Consider the following 19,749-nt stretch of genomic DNA (forward strand, 5'->3'; position numbering starts at 1 on the left):
ACAATGGCGGTCGCCCATGGCGCCGGGCTCTGAACGTCACCCCCCTCAGAGGGGTCTCCGCAGCATGTCCAGCTTCCCCAGCAGGCGACGTGTCCTCACCACCGGGGCCGGTGCCGCCCTCGGTCTCGGAGCGGTCGGTGCCACCGCGACCTCCGCCTCGGCCTCCCCCGACACGGCCGCCCGGCACGCGACCGGGCCCGAGGAGACCCGCACGCTCGACGAGCTCTACCGGGCCGCGCTCAAGGAGGGCGGAAAGCTCGTCGTCTACGCCGGCGGCGACACCCCCACCCAGCAGGACGGCACCAAGGCGGCCTTCAAGGCCCGCTTCCCCGACATCGACCTGAAGGTGGTCGTCGACTACAGCAAGTACCACGACGTCCGCGTCGACAACCAGTTCGCGACGAACACCCTCGTCCCCGACGTCGTACAGCTGCAGACGCTGCAGGACTTCGTCCGCTGGAACCGGCAGGGGCGGCTGCTGCCGTACCGGCCCGCCGGGTTCTCGAAGCTGCACAAGGGGTTCAGGGATCCGGCGGGCGCCTGGGTCGCCGTCTCGGTGATCGCGTTCAGCTTCCTCTACGGCACCGCGGCCGTGGGCTCGGACGCCCCGCGCAGCCCGCTCGACCTGATCGACCCGAAGTGGAAGGGCCGGATCGCCTCCTCGTACCCGCACGACGACGCCGTCCTCTACCTCTACTCGCTGTACGTCCAGCGGTACGGCTGGGACTGGCTGGCCCGACTCGCCGCGCAGGACGTGCAGTTCGCGCGGGGGAGCAACTCGCCGGGCGTCGCCGTCTCCGCCGGGCAGAAGGCCATCGGCATCGGGACCTCGGGCTCGGCCGTCCCCTCCTCGACGTCCGCGACGAAGTTCGTGATCACCGACGGACCCTTCATGGCCTGGGGCCAGCGCGCGGGCATCTTCAAGCAGGCCGCCAACCCGACGGCCGCCAATCTGTACCTCAACTGGCAGCTGTCCGCCGAGACACAGCAGAAGTCCTTCAACGGCTGGTCGGTCCGCACCGACATCACACCCCCGGCCGGCCTGAAGCCGGTGTGGGAGTACCCGAACGCGCACGTGGACGGCTTCCCCGAGTTCATGGCCGACCGCGCCGAGGTGGAGCGCCTGAAGCAGACCTTCGCCCTGTACTTCGGCGAGGTGAAGGGCGAACCCACGCCCGGCGTCCTGGGACTGCATCCCGGCGCCTGATCCCACGGCGGCCCTTCACCCCGTTCACACAGTCGGTGGATAGACTCGGACCCCCTGTCCCAGGATCTTTCGTTCAGGGGGTTCGTCGTGTACGACCACCGCGCCCTGAGGCACGTCCCGCACCTCGTGTTCTTCCTCGTGGTCGGCGCCGCACTGGTCCGCCTCGTCGCCCTGGACATCGCGCTGTGCTGGGACATCGTGACCGTCAGCGCACTGCTCGCCACGACGTACGCGGCCGGGCTGGCGCTGTGGCACAGACTGGGGCCGCTCGCCCGGCACGTGTGGGCGGTGGCCCTGGTCGCGTTGTGGGCGGTGCTCGTCACCCTCACCCCGCCTCTCCTGACCAACGCCTACGTCTGGTGTGCCGTACCCCTGGCCTGCGCGGCCCTGCGCGCGCTCGGACGCCGGGCGGCCGCGGCCGTGGTCGGCGTCATCACGCTCGTCCTGGTCGGTCAGCTCACCCGGAGCGCGGGCGGCTTCGACCCGGAGGTGGTGCTGATCCCGGTGGCGGCCGTGTGGGGCACGGTGGCCCTGTACCGGGCGCAGCAGCGGGACGCCGCTGAACGGCAGTGCCTGGTGGACGAGTTGCGCGGCACACGCGAGGTACTGGCGCGGGAGCAGCGGCGGGCCGGGATACTCGGGGAACGCGAGCGCATCGCCCGGGATCTGCACGACACTCTGGCGCAGGAACTGTCGGGCAGCCTGATGCTGCTGCAGGCCGCCGAGCGGGAGTGGGAGCTCCGCCCGGACGCGGCCCGCACCCGGGTGCGCGCGGTCGCCGACGGTCTGGACGTGAGCCTCGCCGAGACCCGGCGGATGATCCGTGATCTCACGCCCTCCGTGGTCGTCGAGGAAGGCATCGAGGGCTCCCTGCGGCTGCTGTGCCTGCGCGCCCAGCAGGACGGCACGGCGGCGCGCGTACGGTTCCGTTCGACCGGCGAGCACCGGCCCGAGCTGGACGAACAGGCCGCCACGACCCTGTTCCGGGTGGCGCAGGGCCCGCTGGCCAACGTGCGGGAACATGCGCGGGCGAGCAGCCTGCTCGTGACGCTCCACCACGGTGCGGACCGCGTCGTCCTGGACGTCTGCGACGACGGTGTCGGGTTCGACCTCGCCCGCGTCACCGGCCGGCCCCCGTCGGACCGCGGGTTCGGCCTGCCGGCCGCCCGGGCGAGGCTTCGGGAGTACGGCGGTGATCTCGCCGTCGACTGCGCGCCGGGCCGGGGCACCCGGATCCGGGCCACCGTGCCCGCCCGGACGTCGTCCGTCACGCTCCTGGCCGAGAGTTCCGCGGCGGCCGTCCGGTGACCGCGTCCCCGCTGCGCCTGCTGATCGCCGACGACCACACCGTCGTACGGGCCGGGCTGCGCGCCCTGCTGGAGGGCGAGCCGGACATCGACGTGATCGCGGAGGCCCCGGACCCCGAGGAGGCCGTGCGCCTCGCCGTGGAACTGGCCCCCGATGTCGTCCTGATGGACCTGCGGTTCGAGGGCACGGCCCGCGGCAGCGGCATCCCGGACGGCGTCGAAGCGGTCCGCGCGCTCGCCGCCCGGGCTCCGGCCGTGCCCGTGGTGATGCTGACCAGCTACTCCGGACGCGCCGACGTGGTGCGCGCGCTGGAGGCGGGTGCGCGCGGTTACGTCCTGAAGGCCGGGCCGCCGGAGGAGCTCTTCCGGGCCGTGCGCAGCGCCGCGGTGGGCGGGATGGGGCTCGCCCCCGAGGCCGTCGGCGACCTGGTCGGCCAAGTGGTCAGCCCCGCACCGGAGTTGACGCGTCGGGAGCGGGAGGTCGTGCAGCTGATGGCCGACGGCCACAGCAACCGTGCCATCGCCGACTCCCTGTACCTCAGCGAGGCCACGGTCAAGACACACCTGGTGCGCGTCTACCGCAAGCTCGGCGTGGACAACAGGGCGGCGGCGGTCTCCGAGGCGGTCCGACGGGGGCTGCTGGAGCTCACGTAGGCCGGTGAAGGCGGGGGTCGGCGGGGTTCACGCAGCCGCCGGCGTCAGGCTGCCGGCATTCACGCAGCTGCCGACAACGGGCCTGCCGACCCAACCCCGCCCCGACGTCGGACTGTGTCGGCACGATCAGGCTGCCGGCGTTCACACAGGCGCCGACCTCGGACCTGACAGACCGCCCCCGGCCTCACGCAGCCGCCCCCTCGGACGGCATCGGCACGGTGAGGCCGCCAGTTCACGCAGCCGCCGGCGGCGGGCCTGCAGATCCGGCCCCGCCTCCCGCAGCCGCCCCGACGTCGGGCGGCGTCGGCGCGGTCTCCCGTACCTTGGCGACGGCCGCCGCCATCTGCTGCTGCACCTGCTCCGGCACCGGCGCGCCGTGGACGGCGCCCGTCAGCTCCTCGGCGAGATCGCGCATTTTGATGTTGGTGTTCTGGGAGGCGGCGACGAGCACCGTCCAGGCGTCCTCGGCGCTCAGCCCGAAGGAGGCCATGACGATCCCACGGGCCACGTCGATGGTCGGCCGGGTCCGCATCGCCCGGCGCAACTGGTCGACCTCCAGGCGCAGTTCCTGGTCCACGTCCACAGGCCGGGCCCCGGGGCTCCCGGGGTTCTCGGTCACGAACAGCTCACGTGCTCCGGTCAGGTCGAGCAGGCGTCCCACAGACGGGCTGTACGCCCGCACAGTGACGGTCTTGCCCTGGTCGAGGGCCTCCCGGCGCAGGTCCAGCAGGACGTTGAGGCCGGCGCAGTCGCAGAAGCGGACCTCGTCGAGATCCAGGTCCACCCCGGTGGCGGAGCGGTCGAGGGCGGCGTAGAGCTCGGACCGGAGCTCCTGGGCTCCGATGTCGAACTCACCCCGACAGGTGACGACCGTCCGTTCCCCGGCCGCCGCGACCTCGATCGTGGCCAGACACGACGGGCGCGCGTCCAGCGTGGTGAGGCGCTGCGCCGAGTGCGCAGGTTCCGGCATGGCCCTCTCCCTCATGTCTCGGCTGCCTCTGTCCCTCAGAATCCCCTTCACCGACAACATACGTCAACCAATACATGAAACAAACTTCAGGTTTTTGGATGCGTGAAAGTCTGGTCGTTAGACTGCTGCCATGGATGGAGTGCCCGAGTCTCACACCGGATGGACGTTCGTCACCAACCATGCGCGGGTGCTGGCCGCGATCGCCGACAATCCCAGCACCCGGATCCGCGACATCGCCGCACACTGCCGGCTCACCGAACGCGCCGTCCAGAAGATCATTTCCGACCTGGAGCAGGACGGATACCTCTCGCACGTGCGGGAGGGACGGTCCAACACCTACCGGATCGACCCGGGCAAGGTGCTGCGCCATCCTGCCGAGGCCGGCCTGACGGTGGCGGCACTGCTCTCCCTGCTCGTCCAGGACGAGGCGGGCCGCAGCCCGCTCCCCGAGAGCCGACGGCACACCCCGGCCTGAACCCCGCGGCGAGCACAACCTGCCCGGGCCCGGCAGGTTTCGTCGGCGCGAGCGCGACACCGATCAGCAGCGGTGAGGTTCCGGCAACGTCAGGTTCATAACACCCCGACCCATCGGTAACAACCGCTTTCTAGCGTGGCCGCCCGTGGGAACCCGAGTCGTATACAGGGCCAAGAACCACTCAACCCGGCCCTCGACTCCCCGGCCTGCCGACGACGCCACGCGGGGCTCCCACGCATCTCCCCACCGCCCGCAAGAGCAGCACTGGGAGGCGTGACATGAGCACCACAGCGTCACAGCCGGCAACGGCAGACCCGTCGAAATCCGCCGACCAGGCGGTCAAGGAGACCCTGGAGGACTACACCCTCCGCTTCGCGCCCCGCAGTTACCGCCGCTGGACCCCCATGGTCGTAGCCACAACGGCACTCGGCGGCATCGCCTACATGGCCGACTTCTCCATCGGCGCCGGCATCGGCCTGGCCCACGGCACCGGCAACGCGCTCGTGGCGATCGCGGTCGCCGCCGTCGTCATCTTCGTCACCGGCTTCCCCCTCGCCTACTACGGCGCCCGCTACAACATCGACCTCGACCTGATCACCCGCGGCTCCGGCTTCGGCTACTACGGCTCGGTGCTCACCAGCGTCATCTTCGCCAGCTTCACCTTCATCTTCTTCGCCCTCGAAGGCTCGATCATGGCCCAGGGCCTCAAGCTCGGCCTCGGACTGCCCCTGTGGCTGGGCTACCTGGTCTCCACGCTCATGGTCATCCCGCTGGTGATCTACGGCATGAGGGCGCTGAGCAAGCTCCAGGTGTGGACGACCCCGATCTGGCTGCTGCTGATGGTGGGCCCGCTGGTCTACCTCGTCTCCACCGACCCGGGCACCGTCGACCGCTTCCTCGCCTACGCGGGCACCGACGGCGACGGCGGCGTCAACACCGCGTCCGTGCTGCTCGGCGCGGGCGTGTGCCTCTCGCTCATCGCGCAGATCGGTGAGCAGATCGACTACCTGCGCTTCATGCCGCCCAAGACCGAGGCGAACAAGCGCGCCTGGTGGACCGCGGTGGTCATGGCAGGCCCCGGCTGGGTGGTGCTCGGCGCGCTCAAGCAGGCCATCGGCGTCTTCCTCGCGGTGTACATCCTCGCCAAGGTCGGACCGGACATGGCCCCCGAGCCGATTCAGCAGTTCAAGGGCGCCTTCGACGCGATGATGCCGTCCTGGCTGGTGCTCCCGCTGGCCGTGGCCCTCGTCGTGATCAGCCAGATCAAGATCAACGTGACGAACGCCTACTCCGGCTCGCTCGCCTGGACCAACTCCTTCACCCGGCTCACCAAGCACTACCCCGGCCGCATGGTGTTCGTCCTGGTCAACCTGGGCTTCGCGCTGGCCCTGATGGAGGCCGACATGTTCAGCTTCCTCAACGACATCCTGGGCTTCTACTCGAACTGCGCGATCGCCTGGGTCGTCACCGTGGCCACCGACATCGGCGTCAACAAGTACCTGCTCAAACTCTCCCCGCTCCAGCCGGAGTTCCGCCGCGGCATGCTCTACGCCGTCAACCCGGTGGGCGTGGTGGCCTTCGTCGCCGCGTCCGGTCTGTCCATCGCCATGTACTTCCACGCCCTCGGCGACACCCTCCAGCCGTACTCCCCGGTCGCGGCCGCCGTGATCGCTTTCGTCCTCACCCCGCTGATGGCGGTCGTCACCAAGGGCAAGTACTACCTGCGCCGCACCGGCGACGGCATCGACGAGCCGATGCTGGACGCGGACGGCAACCCGAGCGCGGTCACCTACGACTGCCACGTCTGCCGGCAGCCCTACGAGCGCCCCGACCTGGCCGCCTGCGCCACGCACGACGCGGTGGTCTGCTCCCTGTGCCTGAGCACGGACAAGGCCGGCGACCACGTCCTGCCCGCCACCGTCTGACCCGACCCTCGACATGCCTCACGGCGGTGCGGCGACACCCGTGGGCAAGCCGACCGACCCGAGTCACGCTCACCGTTCCGCTCGACCGCCCGCTCAGGCCGCCGCGCCGAACCACCTGGGCAGCCGGTCCAGCAGTTCGGCCTGGTCCTCGCCGACCCACGCCACATGGCCGTCCGGCCGCAGCAGTACCGCGGGGGCGTCCAGTTCCTCGGCGGTGTCGACGACGTGGTCGACCCGGTCCGCCCAGCCCGCCACCGAGAGGCGGCCGGTCCGGTCGAGCAGCAGTCCGCGGCCGCCGCGCATCAGTTCGTAGAGGCGGCCGCGCCGCAGCGTGAGGTCCCGCAGGCGGCGGCCGAGCAGCTCATGGCCCTCGCCGAAGTCGTAACGGACACCGATCGCGGTGATCTTCTCGACGAGGTACCGGTTCACCTCGTCGAAGTCCATCAGCTGGCCCAGCAGCCGCCGCACCGCCTGCGGCCCGGGCTCGGTGGACAGCAGCTCCATCTGCGCGCGGGTGTTGTTCAGTACGTCGGCGGCCACCGGGTGCCGTTCGGTGTGGTAGCTGTCCAGCAGGTCCTCGGGTGCCCAGCCGGCCACCTCGGCGGCGAGCTTCCAGCCCAGGTTGAAGGCGTCCTGGAGACCGAGGTTGAGGCCCTGTCCGCCCACCGGCGGGTGGACGTGGGCCGCGTCGCCGGCCAGCAGCACCCGGCCGACCCGGTAGCGGTCGGCCTGCCGGGTGGCATCGCCGAAGCGGGACAGCCAGCGCGGTGAGTGCACGCCGAAGTCGGTCCCGGCGACCGCCCGGAGCCGTCGCTTGAACTCTTCGAGGGTCGGCGCCACCGTGCGGTCCCCGCTCACGCCCTCGGCGGGCACGACGACGCGGTACAGCCCGTCGCCGACAGGTCCGAGGCCGAACAGCTTCTGGGTGCGGCGGATCTCGGTCACCACGGCGGTGACCGTCTCCGGCGCCACGCCCACCTCCATCGCGCCGAGCAGCGTCTCGGCCTTGGCGGGTGCGCCGGGGAACCCGACCCCGAGCAGCTTGCGCACGGTGCTGCGCCCGCCGTCGCAGCCGATGAGATACCGCGAGCGCAGCCGCGTGCCGTCGGCGAGTTCGGTGCTCACCCCGTGCTCGTCCTGGCTCAGGCCGACCAGCTCGCAGCCGCGCCGGATCTCGGTGCCGAGTCCGACGGCGTGCTCGGCCAGCAGGCGGTCGGTGACGGTCTGCGGGATGCCGAGGACGTAGGCGTGGGCGGTGTCCAGCCCGTCCGGCCAGGGCTTGTCGATGGCGGCGAAGTAACCACCTGCCGTGAACTGCCTCCCGTGCGCGAGGAACCGCTCCAGCAGCCCGCGCTGGTCCAGCACCTCGATGCTGCGCACGTGCAGGCCGAGCGAGCGGACGATCTCGGTCGGCTCCGGGTCCCTCTCCAGCACGACCACCCGCACGCCGTGCAGTCGCAGTTCGGCGGCCAGCATCAGGCCGGTCGGGCCGCCGCCGACGACGATCACGTCGATCATCGGATCCCCCTCCGTGTCTCGGACGGAGATTGTGCGGCACGACGGGGATCTTGCCGCAAGGCCCCCTGTGAGCTATACGTTGAAGAGGGCAGGGAGAGCGGTGATCTCCTTGCCCTTGCTCATGGGCGTCACGTCCGGGACGGCTGCAGGTACCGCGCCAGCAGGTCGTCCAGCGTCACCATCCCCGTGAGCGTGCCCGCCGCGTCCCGTACGACCGCCAGGGAGGCCCGGTTGCGGCGCAGGAGGTCGATCGCGTGGGCGACCGTGGTGTCCTCCGTCAGTTCCGGGACCGGGCGGGCCAGGGTGCGGGCGGTGCCGGTGCGGCCCTGGGCGCGGGCGACCAGGGCGTCGCGGGCGTGGAGCGAGCCGAGCACGAGGTCGCCCTCGCGGACCAGCATGCGGGTGCGGTCGTGCTCGGCGGCCGTGCGCAGGACGGCGTCCAGGTCGGCGGTGCCGGGCACCGAGGTGATCTCCGCGGCCGGGATGCGGAGCTCGCCGACCGGGGTCTCGGGCTCGGTGAGCGAACGGGTGAGCAGCTTGGAGTCGGCCTCGCTGATCAGTCCGAGGCGCTCCGACTCCTCGACGAGATGGGTGAGTTGCTCACGGTTGTGTACCGCGGCGAGCTCGTCGCGCGGGGTGACCCGGCACAGCCGTACCAGCGCGTTGCTCATCCTGTTCAGCACCGAGATCAGCGGCCGGACCACCTTGACGACAGCCCAGAAGGGCGGCGCGAGCAGCATGGCGGAGCGCTCGGGGTGGGCGATGGCCCAGGACTTGGGGGCCATCTCGCCGAGCACCATGTGCAGGAACACCACGACGATCATGGCGAACACGAAGGCCACGCCGTAGCTGAGTCCGCTGGGCAGGCCCAGGTCGTGCAGCAGTGGGTCGAGTTCGTGGGAGATCGCAGGCTTGGAGACCGAGCCGAGGCCCAGCGTGCAGACGGTGATGCCGAGTTGGGCGCCGGCCAGCATCAGCGACAGCTCGCGCATCCCGGCCAGGGCCGCCTTCGCCCCGCGTCGCCCCTCGGCCGCGGCCTTCTCCATGCGGTGCCGCTTGGCGGCGACCAAGGCGAATTCGGCGGCCACGAAGAAGCCGCTGCCGATCAGCAGCAGGACGGTGACGAAGAGCGCCATCGGGAAGCTCATGTCTGCTCCTGCGCCGGCTCGGAAAGCCTCTCGACGCGGACCCGCTCCGGTACGTGGCGGTCCAGCGTCCGTACGTCGATCAATGCGCGGCCGGTGCCGATCAGCTCGACGGTGACCCGGTCCCCGATGGCCGGGAAGCGGCCGAGGCGGTCCACGACCAGCCCGGCGACGGTGTCGTAGTCCTCCTCCCCGGGCAGTTCGACGCCGGTGGCGTCGGCGATCTCGTCGAGACGCCGGCCCGCGTCGACCAGCCAGCCGTCCCCGTCCGGCACCGCGACCTCGGTGACGGTGTCGCTCTCGTCGGCGATGTCACCGACGAGCTCTTCGGCGATGTCCTCGTAGGTGACGATGCCGGCGACTCCGCCGTGCTCGTCCAGGACGACCGCGAACTCGTCGTCCCGCTCCCGCATCTGCTCGACCGCCTGCGGCAGCGGGAGGGTGTCGGGCAGCAGGAGCGGGGTGCGGGCGAGGACGCGCGCGGTGGCCCGGGTCAGCTCCTGGGCCGGCAGACGCGTCAACTCCCGTACGCCCAGGACCCCGGGGACGTCGTCCGGGTGGTCACCGAGGACGGGGTAGGTGGAGTGGCCGTGTCGGGCGATCAGGTCGATCGCCTCGGCGGCGGTGGCGTCTCCCCGCACGAAGACGGTGTCGACGCGCGGCACCATCACCTCGTCGAGGGTGCGCTCGGAGAACTCCAGGGCGTGGTCGAGGAGTTCGGCGGTGTCCCGGGGCAGTTCGCCCTGCTCGTGGGACTCGCCGATGAGGTGGCCGAGCTCCTCCAGGGTGGCGCCGTGGTGGAGTTCCTCGACGGGTTCGATGCTGGCCTTCCGGAGCAGGCGGTTGGCCGCCCCGTCGAAGACGTGCACCAGCGGGCCGACGACCTTGAGGTAGCCGAGCGTGGAGGGGGCGAGGGCCTTCGCGAGCCGCTCGGGGACGGCGATCGCGAGGTTCTTCGGGGCGAGTTCGCCGAGGACCATCTGGACGACGGTGGCCAGGACGAAGGCCAGCACGACGGAGATCCCGCCGACGGCCCCCTCGGGGATGCCGAGGCCGGTCAGGGCGGGGCGGAGCAGCGCGGAGACGGATGGTTCGGCGATGAAGCCGACGACCAGACCGGTGACGGTGATGCCCAGCTGGGCGCCGGAGAGCATGAAGGACAGCCGCGCCAGGACCGTCAGCGCTCGGGCGGCCCTCCGGTCCCCGGCCTCCGCCTCACGGGACAGGGCGAGCCGGTCCGCGGAGACGTACGCGAACTCCTGGGCGACGAAGTAGCCGGTGCCGGCGGTCAGCAGGAACACAGCCAGCAGGCCGAGGACGGCGCTCGTGGTACTCAACGGCGCGGCGATCGCGTCGGGCGGGAGTCCGTCGGGGTGGCGGACACGGGCTTGCTCCTCCTGTAGGGATGTGCGCTGTGTGAACGACTGGGGCGAGCGCGGCGTTCCCCGGATCCGCCGGCCGGGCGGCGGGCCCGACCGGCGCTCACGCGGTGGCCGGAGTCGGCCCGACCAGCTCGGTGAGGACGTCCTCCATGGTCACGAATCCGAGGACGGCTCCCGACCGGCCGGGTGCAGGGTGGCGCGTGGGAAGGGCCGGTCGCGGTCGGTGACGCCGAGGGTGTCCTTGATGTGCAGATAGCCCAGCAGGGTGCTGTCGGGGCCGGTGACGGGGAAGCGTGAGTAGCCCGCTTCGGCGGCGATCCGCTCCAGGCGGGCCGGGGTGACGGAGGTGTCGACGGTCCGCATCTTCGGTACCGGGACCAGGATCTCGCCGACCGAGGGCCGACGCGAGCAGCACGGTCTCGGTCACCCGGTCACCCCCGCCCGTTCGTCCGTGGGGGACGTGGCGCGTACTGGGAGGCTCACCCATCGCGGAACTGTGGCTCCTTCTTGTCGGGGCAGGTCGCACCAATGGTAAAGGACAGGCAAAGCAACCTGTAGGGACACCCGGCCGGGAGTGCGGGTACGCTGCCGGTCCGGCGGGCGTCTCGTCCGATGTCGGTGTCACTGTGACGGAGGCCTTCCCCATGTTCGGACTGAGCGAGCTCGCGATCATCCTGCTGGTCGTCATCGCGGTCATCGCCGCCAAGAAGGGCCCGGAACTGGCCCGTACGGCGGGCAGGTCGGCGCGCATCCTCAAGGCGGAGGCCCGCGCCGCGCAGGAGGGCGGGCCGGAGCCCCAGGTCATCCCGGGAGAGGTCCTGCGGCCCGGGACCGGCGGGGGCACCGGGTCCGGCAACCACTGAGACTCGCGGCACCGCACCCGTCCACGGTTTCCTCTGCCGGCCGGCCCCGCGATGATCCATGATGAGCGGGCCATGCACCTGCCGGTCACGTCCACTCGCGCGCCGCTGCCCGTTCTGCGGGCCGCGGTGTTCGCCGTCGTCGGCGCGGTGCTCGGGATCGGTGCCCATCATCTGCTCGCCGAGGGCCAGGTGCCCTGGAGGCAGGGTGCCGCGGCGGCGGCCGTGCTCTTCGCGGTGGGTCTCGTCGGTGTGCAGCGGCCCAGAAGCCTGGCGACGGTTGTCGCGTGCAGTGTCGCGGGACAGTCCGGGCTGCATCTGTGGCTGACGCTCACCGCGGCCGCGCGGCACCCGGTCGGCCATGTGCACGACGCCCACTCGGCGTGGCACGAGCGGCTCCATGACTCCCTGGCCATGACGGCGGCCCACTCGCTGGCCGCCGCGCTCGTCGCCGTCCTGCTGCACCGCGCGGACGCGGCCTGCTGGACGGTGGCCCGCGGGGTGACGGCGGCGCTCGACGCGGTACGGGACCGACTGGCCGCCGCCAGGCTGCTGTTCACCCGGCCCACGTCACCCGCGCCGACGGCCGCGGTGACGGTCGTGCCGACGTACGACGAACGGCCGCTCACGGCACGGCCGTTGCTGGCACACGCGGTGGTACGGCGAGGTCCTCCGGCGACGAGCGCAGCTCTCGCCCACTGACCTCACGGGGACACCGTTCCGGCCCGCGCCGGACGGCCGCCCCGCGTACCTTCCTGCCTGGAGACCTCGATGTCCCGTATCCCCCTGTCCCGTCTGTCCGCTGCCGCCGTCGGAGCCGCAACGGCCGTACTCCTGACCGCCGTTCCGGCCGCCGCCCACACCGAGGTCGAGGCCGACAAGGCGCAGGCGCTCGCCGAAAACGTCACCGTCTCCTTCGACGCCGAGGCCGAGTCCGACACCTCCGGGATCAAGGAGATCCGGGTGGTCCTGCCCGAGGGCATCGCCCCGGCCGACGTGACCTACGGCACGGGCCCCGAGGGCTGGAAGTTCAGCGCGACCGACGACGGCTACAGCGTCAAGGGCGCCGAACTGAAGACCGGCGAGAGCGCCGAGTACTCCGTCGTCGTACGGCAGTTGCCCGACGCGAAGGAGCTGCCCTTCAAGACCCTGCAGACCTACGGCGACGGGCACGTCGACCGCTGGATCGAGCTGGACGAGAACGGCGACAACCCGGCGCCCACACTGAAGCTGAAGGCGGCGGCACCGGGTGCCAAGCCGGTGAGCCCGGCCCCGAGTGTCTCCGCGAGCCCGGCCCCGACAACCGTGGAAACCACGCCTGCGGCCTCCCCGCAGGCCGCCGACACGGAGCAGGACGACGAGGGCGGGCTGTCCGCGGGCGCCTGGACCGGGATCGGCGCGGGCATCCTCGTCGCGGTGGCCGCGGTGGTCCTCGCGGTACGGCGGCGGGGCGGCACCGGGCAGTAGGGGCCACCCGGTCCGGGGGTTTTCCCCCGGACCCCGGATGAATCCCCCGGCTCCGGGTAGGCCAGCCACACGGCGTACCCGGAGATGGAGTGCCATGACCTGCGCGACCTCCCCCGCACGGCACGGGACCTGGGCGGTGGCCCTGACTGTCGCCGCCCTCGTCCTCACCGGAGCCTGCGACAACGGCGACGGCGGTGACGAAGACGCCTCCCGCACGGGCAGCCCTTCCGTCACCGGCTCGCCCGGACCGACCACGGCGGCGGGCTCCCCCTCCCGCTCCGTCTCCCCGACACCGACCGCGACCGCGCCCTCGGACCCGGAGCAGGCGGAGCGGGACATCCGGGAGGCGTGGACGGTCCTCTTCGACCCGAAGTCCTCCCTGGACCAGCGCAGTGAGGTGGTCGAGGACGGCGACGAGAACGCCCTGATGATCGACAACCTCTTCCGCGACCCGAGCGGCAGCAAGCTGCGCGCCGAGGTGACCTCCGTGTCGTACACCTCGGACGTGTTCGCCGAAGTGGCCTACGACCTCACGCGCGAGGGCCGCCGGCTGGACACCGGCGGCCCGGGGGCGGCCGTACTCCAGGACGGCGGCTGGAAGGTCGCCCTGCGTACGGTCTGCTCGCTGACGCGACACGCCGAGGACGCGCCCGAGGCGCCGAGCTGTGCGCTGCAGTCCTCCGGCCCTGCCGCCGACCCTGCCTCCAGTCCTGCCTTCAGCCCTGCCGGAACAGGTCGTTGAGCTCCGTCTGGGAGAGCTGGTCGGCGGCGTACGAGAAGGTGCCCAGGTCGGCCAACTCCCGTGCGGCGTCGAGCAGATGGCGGTACATGGCCCGGGCGATACTGCCGCCGACCGTGACCCGCCGCACGCCGAGTTCGCGCAGGTCGTCCAGGGAGAGCGCGTTGCCGGTCAGGCCCATGACCACGTTGAGGGGGCCGTCGAGCTCGCGGACCAGTGTGCCGATGGTCTCGGCGTCGGCGGCGCCGGGGACGAACGCGCAGTCGGCTCCGGCCTCCAGATAGGCGTTGGCCCGCCGGACGGCCTCGTCGAGGGTGCCGCCGACCAGGAGCGCGTCGGTGCGGCCGACCAGGACGAAGGGCTCGCCGTCGGCCGCCAGGGTCTCGCGGGCGGCACGGACACGGTCGGCGGAGAGCTTCGGGTCGTGGAGCGGGCGGGTGCGGTCGCCGGTGAAGTCCTCGATGTTGCCGCCCGCGGCTCCGGCGGCGACGGTCCTCGCAACGGTGGTGGCGACGGCCTCGGGCGACTCGCCGTATCCGTCCTCCAGGTCCGCGCTCAGCGGTACGGCGATCCCGTGCGCGATCTCGCGGACCCGGCCCAGCATGGTCTCGCGGTCGACGCGGTCCTCGGGCGGCTGTTCGGCGAAGAAGTCGTGGTCGGGCCGGCCGAGGGAGAACGCGACGCCCGCACTCGTGGTCGCCACGGCCGGGAACCCGGCCGCCTCCAGGATCCGGGCACTGCCCAGGTCCCACGCGTTGGGGAGCAGGAAACAGCCCTCCCGGTGCAGTTCGGCGAAGCGCTGTGCCCTGGCTCGGCTCTCGGTGTCCACACGGTCCTTCCCGGCCCGCCGCCCCTCGACGGACTCCCGGACAACGTACGCCGGAGGCGCTCTGAACGGAGGACGGTGCCGGGCCGTATCCAGGGCGGACAGCGCCGACGCACAGCCCCCTCTAGAATGAGCCCGATGATCAGCTCCGAGCAGCCCACCGCGGGTCCGCCCCTGTGGCGGGCGCTGCTCCTGCTCGGGCTGCTCGTCGGAGTCCTGGGCATGCACGCCCTGGCCCCCGGTGGCGGTACGGCCGGGCACGAGGGCAGGTCCGCGCACCGGACGACGGCCGTCGCCGTCGTCGACACGGTCTGTCACGACGGCTGCGGGTCGGGCCATCTCCACCACGCGGACGCGACCTGTGCGTCGGGGGCCGTGAGCGGTGGGCCCGCGCTGCCCGCACTCGTTCCCGACCCGTCGACAAGCGCCCTGGGCACGGTCGACCTGTGCGCTCAGACCGTCATGGCACAGGAAGGCGCCCGCGCGCCTCCCTCTCTCGCGGAACTCCAGCTCCTGCGGATCTAGGCACGGCGTGCTCCGTCACGTCCAGATCCCTTTCACAGCACTGGAGTTCCAGCATGCGCAGCACCCGTACCCTGATCCGCCGTGTCTGTCTCGCGGCGGTCGCCGCGAGCGCCGCCCTCACCCTCACGGCGTGTGGCGGCGACAGCGACGACAGCGGCTCGGCCGCCTCGTCGCCCTCGGTGTCCGCCGAGACCTCGGCCGACGCCCACAACGCGCAGGACGTCTCCTTCGCCCAGGGCATGATCCCGCACCACCGGCAGGCCGTGGAGATGGCCCGACTGGCCGCCGACCGGGCCTCGTCCGCCGAGGTCAAGGCTCTCGCCGCCCGGATCGAGAAGGCACAGGGCCCGGAGATCGAGACCATGACCGGCTGGCTGAAGACCTGGGGCGAGAAGGTCCCCGAGGACATGGCCGGGGACATGCCCGGCATGGACCACTCGGCGCACTCCGGCATGGCCGGGATGATGGACGGCGCCGACATGGAGAAGCTGGAGAAGGCGTCCGGCAAGGACTTCGACTCCATGTTCCTGACCATGATGGTCGAGCACCACGAGGGCGCCGTCGAGATGGCCGGGACCGAGCAGGCCAAGGGCGAGTACCGGGCCGCCAAGGCCATGTCCGGAGACATCGTCACCACGCAGACCGCCGAGATCGGTGAGATGAAGAAGCTTCTCGGGGAGAACTCCGGGGGCTGACCGGACGGTTCGCAGAGTCCTTCTCCGGGCACCCGGAGAAGGACTCGCCGGATCCACGAGGAGCGACAGTGGCGACAGAGCGACTCCCCGATCACGAACAGCGCATTCTGGACGAGGTGGAACGCGCCCTGCGCCGCGACCGCCGCCTGGACCGCCGGATGCGCACAGGGCGGCTGCGCCGCCGGCCGGACCTGTCCCGGGTGACGCACTACCGGCCGCACGTCCTGACCGTGAGCCTGCTGCTCGCGGTGTCGATCACGCTCATGGTGACGGGCATCGTCACCGCGCGGCCCGCGGTGATCTGGGCCTTCGCGGCCGTCTGGCCCCTGGCCCTGTTCGCGGCGTTCCGCCTGCTGTGCCGCTGGACGGAACCCTGACCCTCACGCCTCGCCGTTCTCGACGGTGGACTCGAACGCGGACTCGATCGGCCGCTCGTCGACCAGGACCCGCCCCTGCGGCGGCCCGGTGAGCAGCGCGCGTACGGCGGTCAGGACGTCCGGCGCCACATGATCGGCCCGTGCCGTCTCCTCCGGCCCGGTCCGCTCGTCCGGTACGAGGATCCCGTGGGCGCCCACCCGGGCCGCGGCCTCGGCGTCCGCGGCGGTGCCGACGACCGCGCAGTCGGCCGGCGCGGTGCACACCCGGCCCGCCGCCCAGAGGATCAGGCCGGGTTCGGGCGGACGGCAGTGACAGCCGTCGTCGGGGCCGTGCGGGCACACTCCCCAGATGTCGAAGGGGCCGAGGAGTTCGTCGACGCGGTGGTTGACGGCCCGTACGTCGGCGTCGCTGAGCCGGTCGTGCCCGACGCCCGGTCGCAGCGCCACGAAGCCGGTGCGGACGTCGTGCAGTCGCAGCAGGTCGAGCGCCTCGCGGGCACCGGGCGCCGGGCACACCCGTTCGGGGTCGAGCGGGTCTTCGGCGAGGATGCTGTCACGGTCGAACAGCACCGTACGCACGCGCGTCATACGGCCACCTCCCGGCTCTCGAGTCCACTTCTTCCCCTCGGCTTCCTCCCCACGAGTAACCGCGTGGGACGGGTCCATGCGGCCGGGCGCGATCATCGGGTCGAAGGCGCCCGGGCACCAAGTCTGTGAGCCCCCTACGAAATCCGCGCTGAGTAGGACCGACTCCCTAAGATCAGCTCGTGGTCACCTTCCTGCTCGAACGTACGGCCCCGCTCTCCCAGGACGAAGCTTGGCGCCGCCTCACTCAGTGGTCCCGCCACGGCGAGGGCGTCCCCCTGACGCGCGTCACCGTCGTGCCGCCGGGGCCGACGGCCGAGGGCACACTCGTCGTCGCCCGTTCGGGGATCGGCCCGCTCGGCTTCGACGACCCCATGGAGGTCATGGTCTGGCGCCCGCCTGCGGAGGGCGTCTCCGGCCTGTGCCGGCTGGAGAAGCGCGGCCGGGTGGTGAAGGGCTGGGCCGAACTGGAGGTGCACCCGGGTCCTGGAGGCCGGGCGCGCGTGATCTGGCGTGAGGAGCTGCGGGTCCCCCTGCTCCCCGCACCCTTGCTGGGCGTGGCGGCCAGGTCGGTCTTCGGACGTGCGCTGAACCGGCTGCTGCGGGGCGCCTGAAGATCATGCAACAGTGGGCGCCATGACGGCAGTTGACGGTACGACCGTGCGAATGGACGAAGTCGAGGAAGTCGCGGAGGACGGGCTGCGGTGGCTGGTGTCCACCGCGCGGGAGACCGCGGACGGCGGACTCGCCTGGCCGACCGCCCCCTCGAAGGAGAAGACCGAGCCCAGCCTCTACAGCGGCACGGCCGGGATCGTCTCCGTGCTCCTGGAGGCCTGGCGGCACTTCGCCGACGACTCCTACGCCGACCTCGCACTCCGCGCGGGACGCGGTCTGGCCGCCGCCGTCGACGGCCACGAGGACGACTCGCTGTACTTCGGCCGGTCCGGCGTGGCCCTGGTCCTGCACACCCTGGGCGACCAGTTCGGCGACACCGCCTCCCGGACGGCGGCCGACCGTGCGATGGCTCTCGTGCGCTCACACTTCGACGGGGAGCGCTGGGGCGAGCTGTTCGAGCTGATGGGCGGCAACGCCGGGACGGGCCTGGCGGCCCTGGCGATGGGCGACCCGGAGTTCGCCGTCCTCGCGGTGGAGCCCTATCTGCGGACGGCGGAGCAGACCCCGTGGGGCGTCACCTGGCAGCACCGCCCGGGCCCGGAGGCCCGCTTCCACCACATGTCGCACGGCACGCTGGGCATCTCCTACGCGCTCGCCCGGATCGGCCAGGCGACCGGCCGCGCCGACCTCGTCGACCTGGCGCTCGCGGGGGTCGCGGACGTCGTGGCCCGCGACGAGGGCGGCCCCGACGGCTTCCTGGTCCCGCACTCCACCCCCCAGTTCCTCCCGGACCTGATCGAACCCATCACCTACGGCTGGTGCCACGGCCCCACCGGCGACGCCCAGATCTTCCGGCTGCTGCGCGACATCGACGGCGCCCCGGCCTGGACCGCGCTCGCCGACCGCTGCTGGCACACGGTCGTCCGCTCCGGCATCCCCGAGCGCCTGCGGCCGGGGTTCTGGGACAACAACGGCCGCTGCTGCGGCACCGCGGGCGTCCTCGCCCTGGCCGGCGACCGGATCGCCGAAGGAGCCGAAGGGCAGGAGGCGTACGACTTCGCGCGGATCCTCGTCGCCGACCTCGCCGCCCGCGCGGTCCGGGACACCGACGGCGCCCGCTGGTCCAACGTCGAGCACCGGGCCACCCCGAGCGACCTCGAACCCCGCACCGACTGGGCGCAGGGCAGTGCCGGCATCGTGCGTGAACTGCTGCGGTTCGTCCGGCTGAGCCGGGGCGGCGATCCGCGGTACGCGTTCCCGTGGCCGGACCAGCCCGAGGTGTCCGCTCAGGCCACCGACCCGATCCGGCGGGCCGGTTCCGACGTCGCGTCGTGATGGATCGGCGTGTGCGCGCCGGTGAGGGAGACCCCGCTGCCGCCCCGCCGGCTCGCGACGATCTCCGCGGCGATGGACAGGGCCGTCTCCTCGGGTGTCCGAGCGCCGAGGTCGAGCCCGATGGGTGACCGCAGCCGCGCCAACTCCATTTCTGTCACGCCGACTTCGCGCAGGCGTTCGTTGCGGTCGAGGTGGGTGCGGCGGGAGCCCATGGCGCCGACGTAGGCAACCGGGAGCCTGAGGGCCATTCGCAGCAGGGGTACGTCGAACTTGGCGTCGTGGGTGAGGACGCACAGGACCGTCCGGGCGTCGACCTCCGTGCGCTCCAGGTACCGGTGCGGCCACTCGACGACTATCTCGTCGGCCTCCGGGAAGCGTGCCTTCGTCGCGAAGACGGGGCGCGCGTCGCACACGGTGACCTGGTAGCCGAGGAACTTCCCGACCCGCACGAGCGCCGACGCGAAGTCGATCGCGCCGAACACGATCATCCGGGGCGGTGGCACGGAGGACTCGACGAGCACGGTGAGCGGGGCGCCGCAGCGCGAGCCCTGTTCACCGATCTCCAGGGTGCCGGTGCGGCCCGCGTCGAGGAACGCGCCGGCCTCGGCGGCGATCGTGCGGTCCAGCTCCGGATGGGCGCCGAAGCCGCCATGGCCGGAGACGTCCTCGGGTCCTACGACGAGCGCGCGGCCGAGGAGTTCGCGCGGGCCGGAGACGATCCGCGCCAGTGCCGCCGACCGGCCCTTCGCCGCGGCTTCGAGCGCACCCACGACGACCGTACGGACGGGGTCGGCCGCCCGGACCGGGGTGACGAGGATGTCGATGACGCCGCCGCAGGTCAGGCCGACGGCGAAGGCGTCCTCGTCGCTGTAGCCGAAGCGTTCGAGGACCGACTCCCCGTCCTCCAGCGCCTGTTGGCACAGTTCGTAGACCGCGCCCTCCACACAGCCGCCGGAGACCGAGCCGATCGCCGTGCCGTCGGCGTCCACCGCGAGGGCGGCTCCCGGCAGGCGGGGCGCGCTGCCACCGACGGCCACCACGGTGGCCACGGCGAAGTCGCGTCCCTGCTCGACCCACCGGTGCAGCTCGTCGGCGATGTCCAGCATGTCTCGGTCTCCTTAACAGCGTTTGCGTACAGGGGT

Annotated in this window: 21 protein-coding genes and 1 pseudogene; 14 read left to right on the forward strand and 8 right to left on the reverse strand. The window is 72.1% G+C overall.

Annotation, left to right across the window (positions count from 1 at the left end; genetic code table 11):
- The first annotated feature begins 64 nt into the window (after positions 1–64).
- The 3 genes from ACZ39I_RS29140 (at position 65) to ACZ39I_RS29150 (ending at position 3,168) form a co-directional block, all read left to right on the forward strand.
- Complete coding sequence (locus ACZ39I_RS29140; RefSeq protein ID WP_467247675.1) at positions 65–1,207, forward strand: ABC transporter substrate-binding protein; 1,143 nt, start codon at positions 65–67, stop codon at positions 1,205–1,207.
- An 87-nt stretch (positions 1,208–1,294) separates the two neighbouring features.
- Positions 1,295–2,515, forward strand: a complete 1,221-nt coding sequence (locus tag ACZ39I_RS29145; protein ID WP_467247676.1) for a sensor histidine kinase — start codon at positions 1,295–1,297, stop codon at positions 2,513–2,515.
- The gene (locus ACZ39I_RS29150) at positions 2,512–3,168 is read left to right on the forward strand and encodes a response regulator (RefSeq protein WP_467247677.1); all 657 of its coding nucleotides are present in this window, start codon (positions 2,512–2,514) and stop codon (positions 3,166–3,168) included. The genes ACZ39I_RS29145 and ACZ39I_RS29150 overlap by 4 nt, the downstream gene beginning before the upstream one ends.
- 232 nt (positions 3,169–3,400) lie before the next feature.
- On the opposite strand, the gene ACZ39I_RS29155 is transcribed toward ACZ39I_RS29150, so the two are convergent.
- Complete coding sequence (locus ACZ39I_RS29155; RefSeq protein WP_467247679.1) at positions 3,401–4,138, reverse strand: ANTAR domain-containing protein; 738 nt, start codon at positions 4,136–4,138, stop codon at positions 3,401–3,403.
- A gap of 130 nt (positions 4,139–4,268) precedes the next feature.
- Here ACZ39I_RS29155 and ACZ39I_RS29160 point away from each other — a divergent pair, with 130 nt between their 5' ends.
- Positions 4,269–4,613 carry a helix-turn-helix transcriptional regulator gene (locus ACZ39I_RS29160; protein ID WP_467247681.1) on the forward strand — a complete coding sequence of 115 codons (345 nt, stop codon included), beginning with the start codon at positions 4,269–4,271 and terminating at the stop codon, positions 4,611–4,613.
- A gap of 278 nt (positions 4,614–4,891) precedes the next feature.
- Entirely contained in the window at positions 4,892–6,538 is a 1,647-nt protein-coding gene (locus ACZ39I_RS29165; protein ID WP_467247682.1) for a purine-cytosine permease family protein, read from the forward strand.
- 93 nt (positions 6,539–6,631) lie between these two features.
- Here ACZ39I_RS29165 and rox read toward each other — a convergent pair whose 3' ends face one another.
- The 4 genes and pseudogenes from rox to ACZ39I_RS29185 form a co-directional block, all read right to left on the reverse strand.
- A complete protein-coding gene (gene rox, locus ACZ39I_RS29170; protein WP_467247683.1) occupies positions 6,632–8,056 on the reverse strand; it encodes a rifampin monooxygenase in 1,425 nt (474 codons plus the stop codon).
- Positions 8,057–8,184: 128 nt separating this feature from the next.
- Positions 8,185–9,204: a hemolysin family protein gene (locus ACZ39I_RS29175; RefSeq protein ID WP_467247684.1), complete on the reverse strand. Its 1,020-nt coding sequence runs from the start codon at positions 9,202–9,204 to the stop codon at positions 8,185–8,187.
- The gene (locus tag ACZ39I_RS29180) at positions 9,201–10,538 is read right to left on the reverse strand and encodes a hemolysin family protein (RefSeq protein WP_467247686.1); all 1,338 of its coding nucleotides are present in this window, start codon (positions 10,536–10,538) and stop codon (positions 9,201–9,203) included. Before ACZ39I_RS29180 ends, ACZ39I_RS29175 begins: the two co-directional genes overlap by 4 nt.
- Before the next feature lie 145 nt (positions 10,539–10,683).
- Positions 10,684–10,976: pseudogene (locus ACZ39I_RS29185) on the reverse strand (CBS domain-containing protein); the annotation flags it as partial.
- Between the two features lie 251 nt (positions 10,977–11,227).
- On the opposite strand from ACZ39I_RS29185, the gene ACZ39I_RS29190 reads away from it, so the two are divergent.
- From ACZ39I_RS29190 to ACZ39I_RS29205, 4 genes are all read left to right on the forward strand, one after another.
- The gene (locus ACZ39I_RS29190) at positions 11,228–11,446 is read left to right on the forward strand and encodes a twin-arginine translocase TatA/TatE family subunit (protein WP_467247688.1); all 219 of its coding nucleotides are present in this window, start codon (positions 11,228–11,230) and stop codon (positions 11,444–11,446) included.
- Between the two features lie 72 nt (positions 11,447–11,518).
- On the forward strand, positions 11,519–12,145 hold the full coding sequence (locus tag ACZ39I_RS29195) for a hypothetical protein (RefSeq protein WP_467247689.1): 627 nt from the start codon (positions 11,519–11,521) through the stop codon (positions 12,143–12,145).
- A gap of 69 nt (positions 12,146–12,214) precedes the next feature.
- Positions 12,215–12,910 carry a DUF1775 domain-containing protein gene (locus ACZ39I_RS29200; protein WP_467247690.1) on the forward strand — a complete coding sequence of 232 codons (696 nt, stop codon included), beginning with the start codon at positions 12,215–12,217 and terminating at the stop codon, positions 12,908–12,910.
- 94 nt (positions 12,911–13,004) lie between these two features.
- Positions 13,005–13,652 carry an MTB12 C-terminal domain-containing protein gene (locus ACZ39I_RS29205; protein WP_467247691.1) on the forward strand — a complete coding sequence of 216 codons (648 nt, stop codon included), beginning with the start codon at positions 13,005–13,007 and terminating at the stop codon, positions 13,650–13,652.
- Here ACZ39I_RS29205 and ACZ39I_RS29210 read toward each other — a convergent pair.
- A complete protein-coding gene (locus tag ACZ39I_RS29210; protein ID WP_467247692.1) occupies positions 13,627–14,478 on the reverse strand; it encodes an isocitrate lyase/PEP mutase family protein in 852 nt (283 codons plus the stop codon). The genes ACZ39I_RS29205 and ACZ39I_RS29210 overlap by 26 nt on opposite strands.
- Before the next feature lie 135 nt (positions 14,479–14,613).
- Here ACZ39I_RS29210 and ACZ39I_RS29215 point away from each other — a divergent pair, with 135 nt between their 5' ends.
- From ACZ39I_RS29215 to ACZ39I_RS29225, 3 genes are all read left to right on the forward strand, one after another.
- Positions 14,614–15,000 (forward strand): DUF6153 family protein, encoded by a 387-nt coding sequence (locus tag ACZ39I_RS29215; RefSeq protein WP_467247693.1) that lies wholly within the window; start codon positions 14,614–14,616, stop codon positions 14,998–15,000.
- A gap of 53 nt (positions 15,001–15,053) precedes the next feature.
- Positions 15,054–15,695 carry a DUF305 domain-containing protein gene (locus tag ACZ39I_RS29220; RefSeq protein WP_467247694.1) on the forward strand — a complete coding sequence of 214 codons (642 nt, stop codon included), beginning with the start codon at positions 15,054–15,056 and terminating at the stop codon, positions 15,693–15,695.
- Positions 15,696–15,763: 68 nt separating this feature from the next.
- The gene (locus ACZ39I_RS29225; protein ID WP_467247695.1) at positions 15,764–16,072 is read left to right on the forward strand and encodes a DUF3040 domain-containing protein; all 309 of its coding nucleotides are present in this window, start codon (positions 15,764–15,766) and stop codon (positions 16,070–16,072) included.
- 3 nt (positions 16,073–16,075) lie between these two features.
- Here the strand turns inward: ACZ39I_RS29225 and ACZ39I_RS29230 are convergent, their stop codons facing one another.
- Positions 16,076–16,660: an HAD-IIIA family hydrolase gene (locus tag ACZ39I_RS29230; protein ID WP_467247696.1), complete on the reverse strand. Its 585-nt coding sequence runs from the start codon at positions 16,658–16,660 to the stop codon at positions 16,076–16,078.
- A gap of 179 nt (positions 16,661–16,839) precedes the next feature.
- Between ACZ39I_RS29230 and ACZ39I_RS29235 the strand changes: the two genes are divergently transcribed.
- Entirely contained in the window at positions 16,840–17,271 is a 432-nt protein-coding gene (locus ACZ39I_RS29235) for an SRPBCC family protein (RefSeq protein WP_467247697.1), read from the forward strand.
- A 22-nt stretch (positions 17,272–17,293) separates the two neighbouring features.
- On the forward strand, positions 17,294–18,607 hold the full coding sequence (locus ACZ39I_RS29240; RefSeq protein WP_467247698.1) for a lanthionine synthetase LanC family protein: 1,314 nt from the start codon (positions 17,294–17,296) through the stop codon (positions 18,605–18,607).
- On the opposite strand, the gene ACZ39I_RS29245 is transcribed toward ACZ39I_RS29240, so the two are convergent.
- The gene (locus ACZ39I_RS29245; protein ID WP_467247699.1) at positions 18,559–19,713 is read right to left on the reverse strand and encodes an XdhC family protein; all 1,155 of its coding nucleotides are present in this window, start codon (positions 19,711–19,713) and stop codon (positions 18,559–18,561) included. The genes ACZ39I_RS29240 and ACZ39I_RS29245 overlap by 49 nt on opposite strands.
- Positions 19,714–19,749 lie beyond the last annotated feature (36 nt).

The sequence above is a fragment of the Streptomyces sp. NPDC024687 genome, assembly GCF_055559055.1.